Genomic DNA, 13,624 nt, shown 5'->3' with positions numbered 1-13,624 from the left:
ACATTTAACTATAGTCCGTCCCGGCTTATGATCTATCAGTGAGGCCGGTCTGCATGCGTTCATCATTCATTAACACTGCCAAAACATAGAAAATCAATAGTCAGGAGGCTGTGTACGTTTGAATAAAATATATGTCCTTGATACGAATGTTCTTTTACAGGATCCCTATTCAATTTTCTCATTTGGTAATCATGAGGTCGTCATTCCAGCAATCGTGCTCGAGGAAGTGGATTCAAAAAAAAGGTACATGGACGAAATCGGAAGAAATGCACGGGAAGTATCAAGGCTGATCGATAAACTTAGGGTAAAAGGAAAGCTCCATGAAAACGTCCCGCTTGAAAATGGGGGAATATTGAGGGTTGAACTTAATCACCGCTCTTTTAAAAGGCTTCAGGAGACCTTTGCTGAACCAACCAATGATAACAGAATATTGGCTGTGTCATTAAATTTATTAAACGAGGAAAAAGGAAAAGAGAACAGCAAACAAGTGATTCTGGTAAGCAAAGATGTGCTCGTGAGGGTCAAAGCGGATGCACTTGGTATTCAAGCCGAAGATTTTCTCAGTGACCGTGTGGTGGATCGAGATGAGCAAACGTATTTAGGCTATAAGGAAATATACGTGAACAGTGAGCTGCTGGATAAATTTTATGAAAAACAGGAGCTTCCTGTTTTGGAGATCGCTAACCACTCCTTCTATCCTCATCAATTTGTCATTATGAAAGACATGTATAGAAGTTCGGTCTCAGCGCTTGCCAGGGTAGAAGATAACGGAAAGAAACTAAAACCTCTGTTATTTGAAGGGGATTCCATCTGGGGAATAAAACCCAGGAATGTTCAGCAAAAAATGGCGATAGAGCTGCTTTTGCGCAAGGATGTCCATCTCGTCACACTGATCGGCAAAGCGGGGACGGGCAAAACCCTCTTAACCCTTGCAGCAGGGCTTTTGCAGACCGAGGATTTGAAAAAGTACATTAAACTCTTTATTGCACGGCCAATTGTACCTGTTGGGAAAGACATCGGATATCTTCCTGGTGAAAAGGACGAAAAGCTAAAACCGTGGATGCAGCCGATCTATGACAATCTTGAATATTTGTTTAATGCTAAAAAACAAGGGGAATTGGAAAAAATCCTTGCAGGCATCGGCTCAATCCATGTAGAGGCGCTCACGTATATCAGGGGGCGAAGTTTGCCCGATCAGTTCATCATTATAGATGAAGCTCAAAACCTTACGAAACATGAAGTGAAAACGATTTTAACAAGGGTAGGAGAAGGGAGCAAGGTGATCCTTTTAGGCGATCCTAAACAGATCGATCACCCTTACCTCGATGAATTTACGAACGGCCTGACTTATGTGGTTGAAAAATTTAAGGATCAGAGCATCAGCGGTCATGTAAAGCTTGAAAAAGGAGAGCGCTCAAGCCTCGCTCAGCTGGCTGCCGACTTGCTTTAGAAGATGGATAACCAAAGAAATAAACCTGCCGCGGCAGGTTTATTTTATAATAAAGCTTCTGATGTTTTTAATAGGAATTTCTTTATTTCTTCCATCACCGAAATAGAAATGAACGGGCCCGTCTTCCTTTAAGGGTTTTCCGTTTAATGAAAAACCTAACACAGCCTTCAGCCCGTCTTCGAGAGTGATCTCTTCCACGCCGTTCTCTGTATGGATTTCAATATGGGAGGCAGATGCATCGGGTTCAGCATTCTTGATAAAATGTCCGAAGCCGATGCCAAAAGTGCCCGTAGCAATGGTCTCCTTTAGTGACTTCCTGGATGATGGTTTTTTCTCTGGAGGAGCGGATCCTTCAATAATCTCTTTGTCCCAGTGGGAAGAAACTGCTTTTAAATATTTCTCTTCTTCACTTTCTAAGGATTCCTTGTCATCAAAGTATGTCGTAAGATCAAATTTCCTGTCATCGAAGATAAATACGCCGGGATCCATTGAAAGATTATACCTAACTTTTCCTTTTAGTTCTAAAATAAAATCCATTTTACCATGCTCCTATTTGATGTAAAGTTAAATTTTTTCCATGTCTATTCTATCATGAATAGAGTTCATACTGTAATATGTTGATTTTTTAGCTGTCAAACGATATATTAAAGAGTAGAAAGCCAAGTAGAACGGAGGGATTATTTTGTCACCTGAGATGGCAACAGGACATCGAGAAAAGGCATTTGAACTGCTACAGGCGGATGCTGCAAAAATACTGAAATTAATTGAGGTGCAGATGGAAAACCTGACGATGCCGCAATGTCCCCTCTATGAGGAAGTGCTTGATACACAAATGTTCGGACTCTCACGGGAGATTGATTTTGCAGTAAGGCTCAACCTCGTTGATGAGGCAGATGGCAAGGGCTTGCTGGAATCACTTGAACGTCAGCTCTCCGCTTTGCATGAAGCTTCAATGCGGAAATAATAGATAACTCAAACCGTTATTGGAATGGTTTGAGTTTTTTTATATGATCCGTTCAATTTCAGGAGCATTTTACAAAGTTGTGTTAAAATATTTTTAACTTTATCATACAGAGGGAAAGGAAGTTTTATATACGAACTACTGTTAGGGAAAAGACTACATAAAGGATGTAAGATAATGTTAAAGAAAATGTTTCGGCACTACGATTATTCACTAGTAATTGCAATTTTGGCACTGTGCGGGATAGGTCTTGTCATGGTTTACAGCGCAAGCATCATTGTCTCAATTAACCGTTTTGGCTATTCCAGCAATTACTTCTTTATTCGGCAGTTTATTTTTTTAGGTGCAGGCCTCGTATGTTTCTTGATTGCGATGATTATTCCCTATCAGCTCTATAAAAAACTCATCGTACCCATTGTTTTCGGATCCATCATGCTGCTCATCGCGGTTTTGTTTATCGGAAAAACAACAAACAACGCACAGAGCTGGATATACATAGGACCTGTCGGTTTCCAGCCGGCAGAATTTGTAAAACTTGGACTTGCGATTTACCTTGCAGCGATCTTTTCAAAAAAACAGGACAAGCTCGAAAACTTTGCGGCAAGTGCTCCGCCTTTGAGCGTATTTGCTGTCATGTTTATTTTAATCATGAAACAGCCGGATTTAGGCACCGGGCTGATTATTGCTGCGACTACGGGCATCATTATTCTAAGTTCAGGAATGAAGCCAGGCCATAAACTGATCCTGATTACATCAGCACTTCTGATTATTGGACTTGGTTCACAGGTTTTAACGAAAGAGCAGAAATCACGCTTTACGGCAGCTTATGAACCTTTCAAAGATCCTCAAGGTGACGGTTTCCAGCTCGTCAATTCATATTTGGCCATTGGTTCTGGAGGCGTTTCCGGTAACGGGCTTGGCCAGAGTATTCAGAAGTATGGTTTTCTTCCAGAGCCCCATACGGACTTCATCATAGCTGTCATAGCAGAAGAGCTTGGCTTTTGGGGAGTCGCGCTGATTATCGGGTTGATCGGCTTTGTCGTAATTAAAGGATTCATTACCGGCCTAAGGAGCAGGGATACTTATGGAAGCCTGCTTGCTTTTGGAATATCAGGGATGGTTGGAATCCAATCCTGCGTTAATCTGGGGGCTGCCATCGGTCTGCTGCCCATTACAGGTGTCCCTTTGCCTTTTATATCGTATGGTGGTTCATCTCTAGTCTTGTTGTTAATTTCCATGGGGATTTTAGTCAATATTTCCTGTCATGTTAATTATAAAAGAAAGCATCAGAAGCCGGAATCTGCACCTGCAAAAGGGAAACTTCACGCGGTGTAATTCCAGGAATAATTAGAGGGAGAGATACCGATGTCACAACAGCAAATCAGAAAAATTTTAGTTGCAAACCGCGGAGAAATTGCCATCCGCATTTTTCGCGCATGTACTGAGCTGGGAATCCGTACGGTAGCGATTTACTCCAAGGAAGATTCAGGTTCCTATCATCGATACAAAGCAGATGAAGCCTATTTGGTTGGAGAAGGTAAAAAACCGATTGATGCTTATTTGGACATTGAAGGTATTATCGCCATTGCAAAAAGGAACGGGATCGACGCTATTCACCCCGGCTATGGGTTCTTATCGGAGAACATCCATTTTGCAAAGCGCTGCGCTGAAGAAAATATTACATTTATCGGACCGAAGCAGGAGCACCTTATTATGTTCGGTGATAAAGTGAAAGCAAGAGAAGTTGCTGTTAGTGCAGGGCTTCCCGTTATTCCAGGCTCAGACGGGCCGGTGAACAGCCTTGATGAAGTAAGGGCATTTGCCGGGGAACATGGTTATCCCATCATCATCAAGGCCTCTCTAGGCGGCGGCGGAAGAGGAATGCGGATCATTAGAAGTGAGAATTCACTGGCGGAAGGTTACGAAAGAGCCAAATCAGAAGCGAAAGCTGCGTTTGGTGAGGATCAAGTATATGTCGAAAAATTTGTAGAAAAGCCAAAGCATATCGAAGTTCAAATTCTTGCTGACTCAGATGCTAACATCGTCCATTTGTTCGAGAGGGACTGCTCTGTACAGAGAAGGCACCAAAAAGTGGTCGAAGTGGCGCCAAGTGTTTCACTCAGCAAGGAATTAAGGCAGGAAATATGCGAATCGGCTGTTCAATTGATGACACATATCAACTATTTAAACGCTGGAACGGTAGAGTTCCTCGTTACGGATGACGGCAGATACTATTTTATTGAAGTAAATCCGCGTGTACAAGTAGAACATACGATAACCGAAATGGTTACCGGCGTTGATATCGTCCAGACACAGATCCTGATTGCGCAGGGGAACCAGCTTCATGGTGATGTGATTGCCATTCCTCATCAAGAGGATATCTCCTGTCACGGATATGCGATCCAGTGCCGGGTAACTACAGAAGATCCAGCCAACAATTTCATGCCTGATACAGGAAAGATTAATGTTTATCGTTCGGGCGGGGGGTTTGGCGTCCGTTTAGATGCTGGGAACGGCTTTCAGGGCGCAGTCATAACACCGCACTATGATTCTTTGCTTGTTAAGCTTTCAACATGGGCTCTGACCTTTGATCAAGCGGCTGCTAAGATGCTCAGGAACCTTAAAGAGTTCCGTATCCGCGGTATAAAAACGAATATTGAATTCCTTGAGAATGTTGTAAAGCACAAGTCGTTTCTTACGGGGAACTATGATACGTCTTTCATTGACACATCAAATGAGCTGTTCATTTTCCCTAAGAGGAAAGACCGGGGAACGAAAATGCTAACGTATATCGGGTCCACAACTGTAAACGGTTTTCCGGGCATGGAAAAAATCAAAAAACCTGCGTTTCTCAAACCGCGTCTCCCAAATGTGAAGACAATTGAAAAGCCTGCAGACGGAACGAAACAGATCCTTGAACAGCATGGTGCAGACGGCCTTGTGAATTGGATTAAAGAACAGAAGAAGGTTCTTTTGACCGATACGACCTTTAGGGACGGGCATCAATCACTGCTGGCTACCCGGGTGAGGACGAACGACCTGCTTCATGCGGCAGAACCAACAGCAAAACTATGGCCTTCTATGTTTTCCCTTGAGATGTGGGGAGGAGCTACCTTCGATGTAGCGTATCGTTTCCTGAACGAAGACCCTTGGCATCGTCTCCTCAAGCTTCGTGAAAAAGTTCCAAATATTTTATTCCAAATGCTGCTGCGGGCTTCCAATGCAGTAGGCTACAAAAATTATCCTGATAATGTCATTGAAGAATTTGTAGAAAAATCTTCAGAAGCCGGAATTGATGTATTCCGTATTTTTGATAGTTTGAACTGGGTTGAGGGAATGACAGTTGCGATCGATTCAGTCAGGAAGAACGGAAAAATAGCTGAGGCAGCTCTATGCTATACAGGCGATATTCTTGATTCTTCGAGGACGAAGTATAATGCAGAGTATTATATTAAAATGGCAAAAGAATTAGAAGCCGCTGGTGCGCATATCCTTGCTATCAAGGATATGGCGGGTCTGCTGAAGCCCCAGGCTGCCTATGAGCTTGTTTCACGGTTAAAAGAAAATGTCAGCCTTCCTGTACACCTGCATACCCATGATACAAGCGGGAACGGAATATTCACTTATTCAAAAGCGATAGATGCAGGAGTGGACATCGTAGACGTTGCTGTGAGCTCAATGGCAGGGGGGACTTCCCAGCCTTCAGCGAACTCGCTCTACTACGCCCTTGCAGGAAATGAGCGCCAGCCTGATGCCAATATCGGCAAATTACAGGAGCTGAGCTCGTACTGGGAGGATGTGCGAAAGTATTACCAAGGATTTGAAAGCGGAATGAACGCACCTGATCCAGAAGTATATGAGCATGAGATGCCTGGCGGACAGTTCAGCAATCTTAAGCAACAGGCAAAAGCGGTTGGACTTGAAGAAAAATGGGATGATGTGAAAAGAATGTACCGCCGCGTCAACGATATGTTCGGTGATGTTGTAAAGGTGACTCCATCCTCAAAAGTAGTCGGAGATATGGCATTGTTTATGGTTCAGAACGATCTAACAGAAGATGATGTGTATGAAAAAGGAGAAAAGCTGGATTTCCCTGATTCCGTCGTTGAGTTTTTCCAGGGTTATATCGGCCAGCCGTATCAGGGCTTTCCTAAAGAACTTCAGCAGCTGATCCTGAAAGGAAGAGAGTATATCACTCAGCGTCCTGGTGAATTGCTGGAGGCAGCTGACTTTATAGACATTAAAGAGACACTGTTCCATAAGCTGAACAGGCAAGTGACCAGTTTTGATGCGATATCCTATGCACTTTATCCGAAGGTTTTGTTGGATAGGGAGAGAATGTATGATCAGTTTGGCGATCTTTCAGTACTTGATACCCCGACTTTCTTCTATGGCATGAGGCTGGGTGAGGAAATTGAGGTTGAAATTGAACAAGGTAAAACCCTTATCGTAAAATTGGTATCTATCGGAGAACCGCAAAAAGACGGTACGAGGGTCGTTTATTTTGAGCTCAATGGACAGCCAAGGGAAGTTGTCGTTAAAGATGAAAGCATCAAATCGGCAGTCGCCGTAAAAAGAAAAGTAGATCCGTCCGATCCGGGCCATATTGGCGCAAGCATGCCTGGAACTGTCGTCAAGGTATTGGTAGAAAAGGGCGAAAAAGTTAACAAAGGTGACCACTTGATGATCACAGAGGCGATGAAAATGGAAACCACCGTGCAGGCACCATACGATGGAATTGTTAAAGAAATCCACGCATCCAACAGCGAAGCAATAGCACCAGGGGATTTATTGATCGAGTTAGCAAAGTAGGATTGCACCCATAAATCTATTGGGGATTTATTGATTGAATTGGCTAAGTAAGATACTTGAATAAATCCCTTGATATTAAAACAGCAGAATAGCTTCTTTAAAAGGCATTTCTCTTTTGTGAGAAATGCTTTTTTTATGGAGGATCTATCAGTTCAAAGAAAATTCACAAATTTGTTAAATTTCAGCCTTATACTAAAGTTTGCCAAAACATAGGAATAATATAGGAATCTGTCTATCCGAGTCGAAGTATACAAACCTTTTAAATTGTTTTATAATGTTTTAGAAACATGTCTGCCGTATCACAACATTTTGTGATAAATTTCGCAAATATGTGAGAAAAGAAAGGCGTTTTACATATTGATTTCCGATTCATTACTATTTAGAATAAAATATGGCATTTTACCTGGATAGTTTCTCAAAAACCAGAAATGGAAGGAAACTTGCCTGTAAAGGAGGTGTATACGGTGAGCAAAACTCAAACGACATTTGATGATGCTGACAACGTGATCAAGGCTGATTCTTTACCGGAAGCTAGTCCGACAGGTACGTGGAAAGATTTCCTCACAATTGCCAAGATGGGAATCGTTATTTCAAATCTTATCACTGTATTTGCAGGTGTTTTTCTTGCCATAAAGTTTAACGGACTTCTTTTTGCAGATGAGCTGAACGTGCTGGTTCTTGCTGTTGTTGGCTCGGCCTTGGTGATCGCGGGAGGCTGCTGTTTAAACAATTACATAGACCGCGATATTGACGGTTTGATGGATCGTACAATGGACAGACCTACGGTAACTGGAAAGATTGAGGCCCATCAAGCATTGTGGATGGGGATTATTTTATCTGCCATTGGTGTCATTCTCCTTGCAATGACAACGCTAACAGCCGCTGTTTTTGGCCTTATTGGTTTATTTGTGTATGTGGTGGTCTACACGATGTGGCTAAAAAGATCTCATTCTATCAATACAGTTGTGGGGGGGATTTCTGGAGCAATGCCGCCGCTGATCGGATGGGCCGCAGTCGATGCAAACCTCGATTTGATGGCTTGGATACTTTTTCTCATTATGTTTCTATGGCAGCCTCCGCATTTTTTGGCACTAGCCATGAAGAGATGTGAAGAGTACAGGAAAGCAGGAATTCCGATGCTTCCAGTCGTTTCAGGATTTAAAATGACAAAGCGCCAGATGATCTGGTATGTAGCTGCTCTCATCCCGGTTTCCTTGTATTTGTACCCATTTGGAAAGGTATTTACCACTATAGCCGCTGTTTTGGGAATCGGCTGGCTAATCCTTGGTTTATCGGGCATCTGGACGAATGATGACATCAAATGGGCAAGACAGATGTTTGTCTATTCTCTTAATTACTTGACCATCTTATTTGTCGCTATGATTCTCGTAAACATCTAATATCGATTTCAGTCAGGACCAACCCTTGGTTTCGGCTGGATGAATATATTTAAGACCTTTTATATAAAAGGGCTTACATTGATTTGCTATTTGCTGCTTAATGTAAACGGGCCCTGGCCGTTTATAACAAGCAGGTAATAGATTTTAGTAGCTGAACTACAACGAGAAAGTGGGGTTTTATGAAGTGATGAGAAATTTGCTGCGTAAAGGGCGGGTAATCCCTTTGTTTGCAATGCTGGCGCTTCTGCTGATGGGTTGTGGTGATCCAACTCTGTCTGCGCTTCTGCCGCAAGGTGAAGTAGCCACCAAACAATACTCTTTAATGGTGCTGAGCCTGGCAATTATGATTTTTGTATTGTTGGTCGTTTTTATCATTTATGTATTTGTTTTAGTGAAATTTCGAAAGCGCAAGGGCGATGACACGATTCCTGAACAAGTGGAGGGAAACCATCTGCTCGAAATTCTTTGGACTGCGATTCCAATCCTTTTACTGATTATTCTGGCGGTTCCAACGGTTATGCAGACTTTCGATGTGTCTGCGAAAGATAAACCTAAAAAGGGAGAGCTATCTTTAAAAGTTACCGGCCATCAGTACTGGTGGGAATTTGAGTATCCGAAAGAAGAGATTATTACATCACAGGAACTCGTGCTTCCAGTGAACACAAAAGTACACGTCGAGCTGTCATCAGCTGATGTTATCCACTCTTTCTGGATTCCATCCCTTGCCGGTAAAACGGACACCAACCCAGGTGATGGCAGCAAGAACTACATGTGGATCGAAACAGGAAAGAAAGAACAGGTGTATAAAGGGAAATGTGCTGAATTATGCGGTGCTTCTCATGCCCTCATGGATTTCAAAGTAAAAGTCGTTTCCAAAGAAAAATATGAAGCCTGGGTAGATTCATTCAAGAAGGCAAGCGGCAATGCTACAGGAAATGCTGCTGAAGGACAAAAAATATTTAAAAAGAACTGTTTATCTTGCCACGCGGTAGGCAAAGACGGCGGAAACACCGGTCCTAACCTTACTGGTTTCGGTGATAAACAGCGTGTTGCCGGTGTACTTGAGCACAACAAAGAGAACGTTGAAAAATGGATTAAAAATCCTCAAAAAGTAAAGCCAGGCAATAACATGCCGAACGTGCCCCTTAACGATGAAGAAGTTGACGCAGTAGCTGACTATCTTCTTAGTCTAAAACTTCAATAGACATTAGGAGCTGTTTGTAAAAAGGAGGTAAAAAGGTGTCTACTCACGCAAGTCACACAAAGAGAAGCGGGCTGATGGACTGGCTCACTACTGTTGACCATAAAAAAATCGGTATTCTATACCTTATAGCTGGCGGTTTCTTCTTCATTATTGGAGGAATCGAAGCGATGTTAATGCGTATTCAGTTGATAAAACCGGAAAATGACTTTGTCGCTGCCGAGACGTTTAACCAATTGCTGACAATGCACGGCACTACCATGATTTTCTTTGCAGCCATGCCGTTGATTTTTGCTTTTATGAATGCTGTAGTCCCATTGCAGATCGGTGCAAGGGACGTTGCCTTTCCATTTGTTAATGCGTTGGGGTTCTGGCTGTTTTTCTTCGGTGGAGTACTACTGAATTTAAGCTGGCTCTTAGGGGGAGCTCCTGATGCTGGTTGGACGGCTTATGCGCCTCTGTCAACAACGTCCGGAGGACCAGGAGTGGACTTTTATGTACTCGGAATTCAGATATCGGGTATAGGAACCCTTATAGGGGGGATTAACTTCCTTGTAACGATCATCAACATGCGTGCACCTGGTATGACATTCATGCGTATGCCTTTGTTTACCTGGACCGCATTCGTTACATCAGGTTTGATTCTATTCGCATTCCCTCCATTAACGATTGGTTTATTTATGTTATCTTTTGACAGGGTCTTTGATGCAAACTTTTTTAACCCGGACAATGGCGGGAATATCTTGATTTGGGAGCATATCTTCTGGATCTTCGGACACCCGGAAGTTTATATCCTGATCTTGCCTTCATTTGGTGCGATCAGTGAGGTAGTTGCTACATTCTCAAGAAAACGTCTTTTCGGATACAGTGCCATGGTGTTCGCGACCGTTTTGATTGGTTTCTTAGGATTCATGGTTTGGGTCCACCATATGTTTACGGTAGGCCTTGGTCCTGTAGCTAACTCGATTTTTGCCGTAGCAACTATGGCTATCGCTGTTCCTACAGGTGTTAAGATCTTTAACTGGCTTTTTACGATGTGGGGCGGAAGAATCGTATTCTCAACAGCCATGCTTTGGGCGGTTGGATTTATCCCGACATTCGTAATGGGTGGGGTAACAGGAGTTATGCTTGCCATACCTTCAGCAGACTACCAATTCCATGACAGCTATTTTGTTGTTGCCCATTTCCATTATGTAATTGTGGGTGGGGTAATACTTGGACTATTTGCAGGCCTGTACTATTGGTATCCTAGAATGTTTAACAGGGTTTTGAATGAAACTCTTGGGAAAATTCATTTCTGGACGTTTTTTATCGGCTTCCATCTTACATTCTTCCCTCAGCATTTCTTGGGCCTCATGGGTATGCCGCGCCGTGTATTTACATACCTTTCTGGGCAGCAGCTGGATCAATTGAACTTTATCAGTTCAATCGGTGCCTTCTTGATGGCAATCGGTACGATTGTATTATTTATCAACATTATCATCTCAGCTTCAAAAAAATATGCACCTTCTTCCGATCCTTGGAATGGAAGAACATTGGAATGGGCCATTCCGTATCCTACACCTGAATATAACTTTGCACAAACACCATTGGTTCGGGGACTTGATGCCTATTGGATTGAAAAAACAGCTGGGAATAAAGGCATGACGCCTGCAGAACCAGTGGGGGATATCCACATGCCTAATCCATCCATCCTCCCGCTCTTTATGTCAATCGGGCTTTTTATCGCAGCGTTAGGATTAATTTATAATCATATGACGGTAACAATCATGGGAATAGTCGCCACGTTTATTTGCATGTTCTTACGTTCAATCATTGACGACCATGGCTTCCATATTCACAAAGAAGAAGTTGAAGCTGATTTAAAGGGGGTTAAAGAATAATGCACGCGGATGAACGATTAAATGATGCTAACTTTCCAGAACATCCCGAAAAAGCCACCCTTGAAGGCAAAAATAAATTTTTAGGCTTTTGGCTCTTTCTTGGAGGAGAAACCGTTTTATTTGCAACATTGTTCGGTACCTATTTAGGTCTTCGCCACATGAACATGGACGGACCGACGACTGAGGAGCTGTTTAAGCTTCCTACTGTATTTTTGGCAACTATGCTCCTGTTAACGAGTTCTTTAACGAGCGTGTATGCTGTACTCGCATTGAAACAAAACCGTGTCCGAAATCTTCAGGGGTGGTTCCTTGTAACCTTGTTACTAGGGCTTGGGTTCCTTGGCCTTGAAGTGTATGAATTTATGGAATATGTTCATGAAGGGCATACTTTTACAAGCAGTGCTTTTGGTTCTGCCTTCTATACATTGGTAGGATTCCATGGAGGCCACGTAGCATTCGGCTGCCTTTGGATCATTACACTGCTCGTGCGCAACTGGAACCGCGGAATTACACTTGTAAACGCGCCTAAGTATTATTTATTTGCCCTCTATTGGCACTTTGTAGATGTCGTTTGGGTATTCATTTTCACTGTTGTGTATCTTATGGGGAAGGTGGGTTAAGAAATGGCTAATCACAGCAACCCTGAAACCAATGTTCACCGCAGCGAGGCACTGCAGCGTAAATTGGCGTTTAAAGAAGAGAGAAAACACCATAATGTTTCATTCATCATGATGATCCTTTTAACTCTGATTGCATTTTACGCCATTTGGAGTGATAAAGTAGCTGATTCTTTTGCAGTACTATTTATCCTGGTACTTGCAGTTGTTCAAGTGTTCTTTCAATTGTATATCTGGATGCATTTAAGTCATAAGGGCCATGACTTCCCGCTTTGGGGAATGGCTGCTGGAATTCTTGTTGCTGCCATCACAGTGGTTGGTATCGCAGGCATGATCTGGACGTCTTAAATAGGAAAATGGCTGCTTAGTGCAGCCATTTTCCATAAATTTTGAATATCCCTGCTTTCCATGGAAAGGAGTTTATATAATGGGTCATACGATGGCACATGAAAAAATCAGTGATTTTAGTTTTTACAGCCTTTATCGGCCGGATATTTTTATGTTAATATTAATGGTTGGAATTTTATATTATAAATTTTATGGCAGCAGAACCTCCAATTTTCAAACGACAAAACTTCAAAAATTCTTTTTTACTGCAGGCCTTGTTTTTTTATATGTCGCTAAGGGCAGTCCTTTGAATGTGATCGGCCATCATTATTTATTCAGCGTTCATATGGTTGAAATGGCAGTGAGCTATTTAGCGGTTCCTCCGCTGATGATTCTTGGAATGCCGCATGGTTTTTACAGAAAGTGGTTCAGCCGGCAAAATAAGCTAATGAATACCATTAGTTTTTTAACCAAGCCGCTCATCGCGATCTTGTTATTTATAACCCTTTTTTCCATTTACCATATGCCTGTAATCTTTGATGCAGTTATGGCAAACGGGTTACTCGCTTTAATAAGCCATACGATTTTGCTCCTTACTGCTTTTACCATGTGGTGGCCTGTTTTATGTCCAATTGAAGAGTTGAATACATTATCTGACCTGCAGAAAGTGGGATATGTATTTGCAAGCGGTGTATTACTTACACCGGCCTGTGCTCTGATCATGTTTGCCAATGATTTGCTCTATGCCACCTACGCACATGTTCCAGAGCTGTATTCTTTCCTGCCTCCGATGGAAGACCAAATGACGGGTGGAATTGTGATGAAAATTCTTCAAGAGGTGGTCTACGGCTTTGTTCTTGGACACATTTTTTATAAATGGGTGAAAAGAGAACGGGCGAAGGACAAGGAAGACTTGGCACTGATCAAGATGAGTGCAGCAAATAATTCATAAAGCCATGAAGTTAACCGCAAG

At 42.5% G+C, this 13,624-nt stretch carries 11 protein-coding genes; 10 read left to right on the top strand and 1 reads right to left on the bottom strand.

Going from position 1 to position 13,624, the window contains the following annotated elements; all coding sequences use genetic code 11:
• Positions 1-118 precede the first annotated feature (118 nt).
• Complete coding sequence (locus QYF49_RS11300; RefSeq protein WP_290399694.1) at positions 119-1,450, top strand: PhoH family protein; 1,332 nt, start codon at positions 119-121, stop codon at positions 1,448-1,450.
• Between the two features lie 39 nt (positions 1,451-1,489).
• Here QYF49_RS11300 and QYF49_RS11295 read toward each other — a convergent pair whose 3' ends face one another.
• A complete protein-coding gene (locus QYF49_RS11295; RefSeq protein WP_290399693.1) occupies positions 1,490-1,987 on the bottom strand; it encodes a molybdopterin-binding protein in 498 nt (165 codons plus the stop codon).
• 157 nt (positions 1,988-2,144) lie between these two features.
• On the opposite strand from QYF49_RS11295, the gene QYF49_RS11290 reads away from it, so the two are divergent.
• The 9 genes from QYF49_RS11290 to QYF49_RS11250 all read left to right on the top strand — a co-directional run bounded on the left by QYF49_RS11290 (position 2,145) and on the right by QYF49_RS11250 (position 13,603).
• Entirely contained in the window at positions 2,145-2,414 is a 270-nt protein-coding gene (locus tag QYF49_RS11290) for an Fpa/YlaN family protein (protein ID WP_425589587.1), read from the top strand.
• 174 nt (positions 2,415-2,588) lie between these two features.
• Positions 2,589-3,746 carry a putative lipid II flippase FtsW gene (ftsW, locus tag QYF49_RS11285; RefSeq protein ID WP_290399691.1) on the top strand — a complete coding sequence of 386 codons (1,158 nt, stop codon included), beginning with the start codon at positions 2,589-2,591 and terminating at the stop codon, positions 3,744-3,746.
• 30 nt (positions 3,747-3,776) lie between these two features.
• On the top strand, positions 3,777-7,223 hold the full coding sequence (pyc, locus tag QYF49_RS11280; RefSeq protein WP_290399690.1) for a pyruvate carboxylase: 3,447 nt from the start codon (positions 3,777-3,779) through the stop codon (positions 7,221-7,223).
• A gap of 464 nt (positions 7,224-7,687) precedes the next feature.
• The gene (cyoE, locus tag QYF49_RS11275; RefSeq protein WP_425589563.1) at positions 7,688-8,623 is read left to right on the top strand and encodes a heme o synthase; all 936 of its coding nucleotides are present in this window, start codon (positions 7,688-7,690) and stop codon (positions 8,621-8,623) included.
• 187 nt (positions 8,624-8,810) lie between these two features.
• Positions 8,811-9,827: a cytochrome c oxidase subunit II gene (gene coxB / locus QYF49_RS11270; RefSeq protein ID WP_290400424.1), complete on the top strand. Its 1,017-nt coding sequence runs from the start codon at positions 8,811-8,813 to the stop codon at positions 9,825-9,827.
• 35 nt (positions 9,828-9,862) lie between these two features.
• Positions 9,863-11,707 (top strand): cytochrome c oxidase subunit I, encoded by a 1,845-nt coding sequence (gene ctaD, locus QYF49_RS11265; protein WP_290399689.1) that lies wholly within the window; start codon positions 9,863-9,865, stop codon positions 11,705-11,707.
• On the top strand, positions 11,707-12,327 hold the full coding sequence (locus QYF49_RS11260) for a cytochrome c oxidase subunit 3 (protein ID WP_290399688.1): 621 nt from the start codon (positions 11,707-11,709) through the stop codon (positions 12,325-12,327). Before ctaD ends, QYF49_RS11260 begins: the two co-directional genes overlap by 1 nt.
• Before the next feature lie 3 nt (positions 12,328-12,330).
• Positions 12,331-12,672 carry a cytochrome C oxidase subunit IV family protein gene (locus tag QYF49_RS11255; protein WP_290399687.1) on the top strand — a complete coding sequence of 114 codons (342 nt, stop codon included), beginning with the start codon at positions 12,331-12,333 and terminating at the stop codon, positions 12,670-12,672.
• 79 nt (positions 12,673-12,751) lie between these two features.
• Positions 12,752-13,603, top strand: coding sequence for a cytochrome c oxidase assembly protein (locus tag QYF49_RS11250; protein WP_290399686.1), 852 nt, complete (start codon positions 12,752-12,754; stop codon positions 13,601-13,603).
• Positions 13,604-13,624: the final 21 nt, after the last annotated feature.

The sequence above is a fragment of the Fictibacillus terranigra genome, from assembly GCF_030412265.1.
GTDB classification, from domain to species: domain Bacteria; phylum Bacillota; class Bacilli; order Bacillales; family Fictibacillaceae; genus Fictibacillus_C; species Fictibacillus_C terrinigri.
Note: the sequence above shows the minus strand (reverse complement) of the source record. Positions and strands in the feature narration are given on the sequence as shown.

Bases quoted from the DNA above. Each gene is read 5' to 3' on its own strand.
- QYF49_RS11255 (WP_290399687.1), top strand. From the start codon at position 12,331: ATGGCTAATCACAGCAACCCTGAAACCAATGTTCACCGCAGCGAGGCA.
- QYF49_RS11260 (WP_290399688.1), top strand. From the start codon at position 11,707: ATGCACGCGGATGAACGATTAAATGATGCTAACTTTCCAGAACATCCC.
- QYF49_RS11290 (WP_425589587.1), top strand. From the start codon at position 2,145: ATGGCAACAGGACATCGAGAAAAGGCATTTGAACTGCTACAGGCGGAT.
- pyc (WP_290399690.1), top strand. From the start codon at position 3,777: ATGTCACAACAGCAAATCAGAAAAATTTTAGTTGCAAACCGCGGAGAA.
- QYF49_RS11250 (WP_290399686.1), top strand. From the start codon at position 12,752: ATGGGTCATACGATGGCACATGAAAAAATCAGTGATTTTAGTTTTTAC.
- ftsW (WP_290399691.1), top strand. From the start codon at position 2,589: ATGTTAAAGAAAATGTTTCGGCACTACGATTATTCACTAGTAATTGCA.
- coxB (WP_290400424.1), top strand. From the start codon at position 8,811: ATGAGAAATTTGCTGCGTAAAGGGCGGGTAATCCCTTTGTTTGCAATG.
- QYF49_RS11295 (WP_290399693.1), bottom strand. From the start codon at position 1,987: ATGGATTTTATTTTAGAACTAAAAGGAAAAGTTAGGTATAATCTTTCA.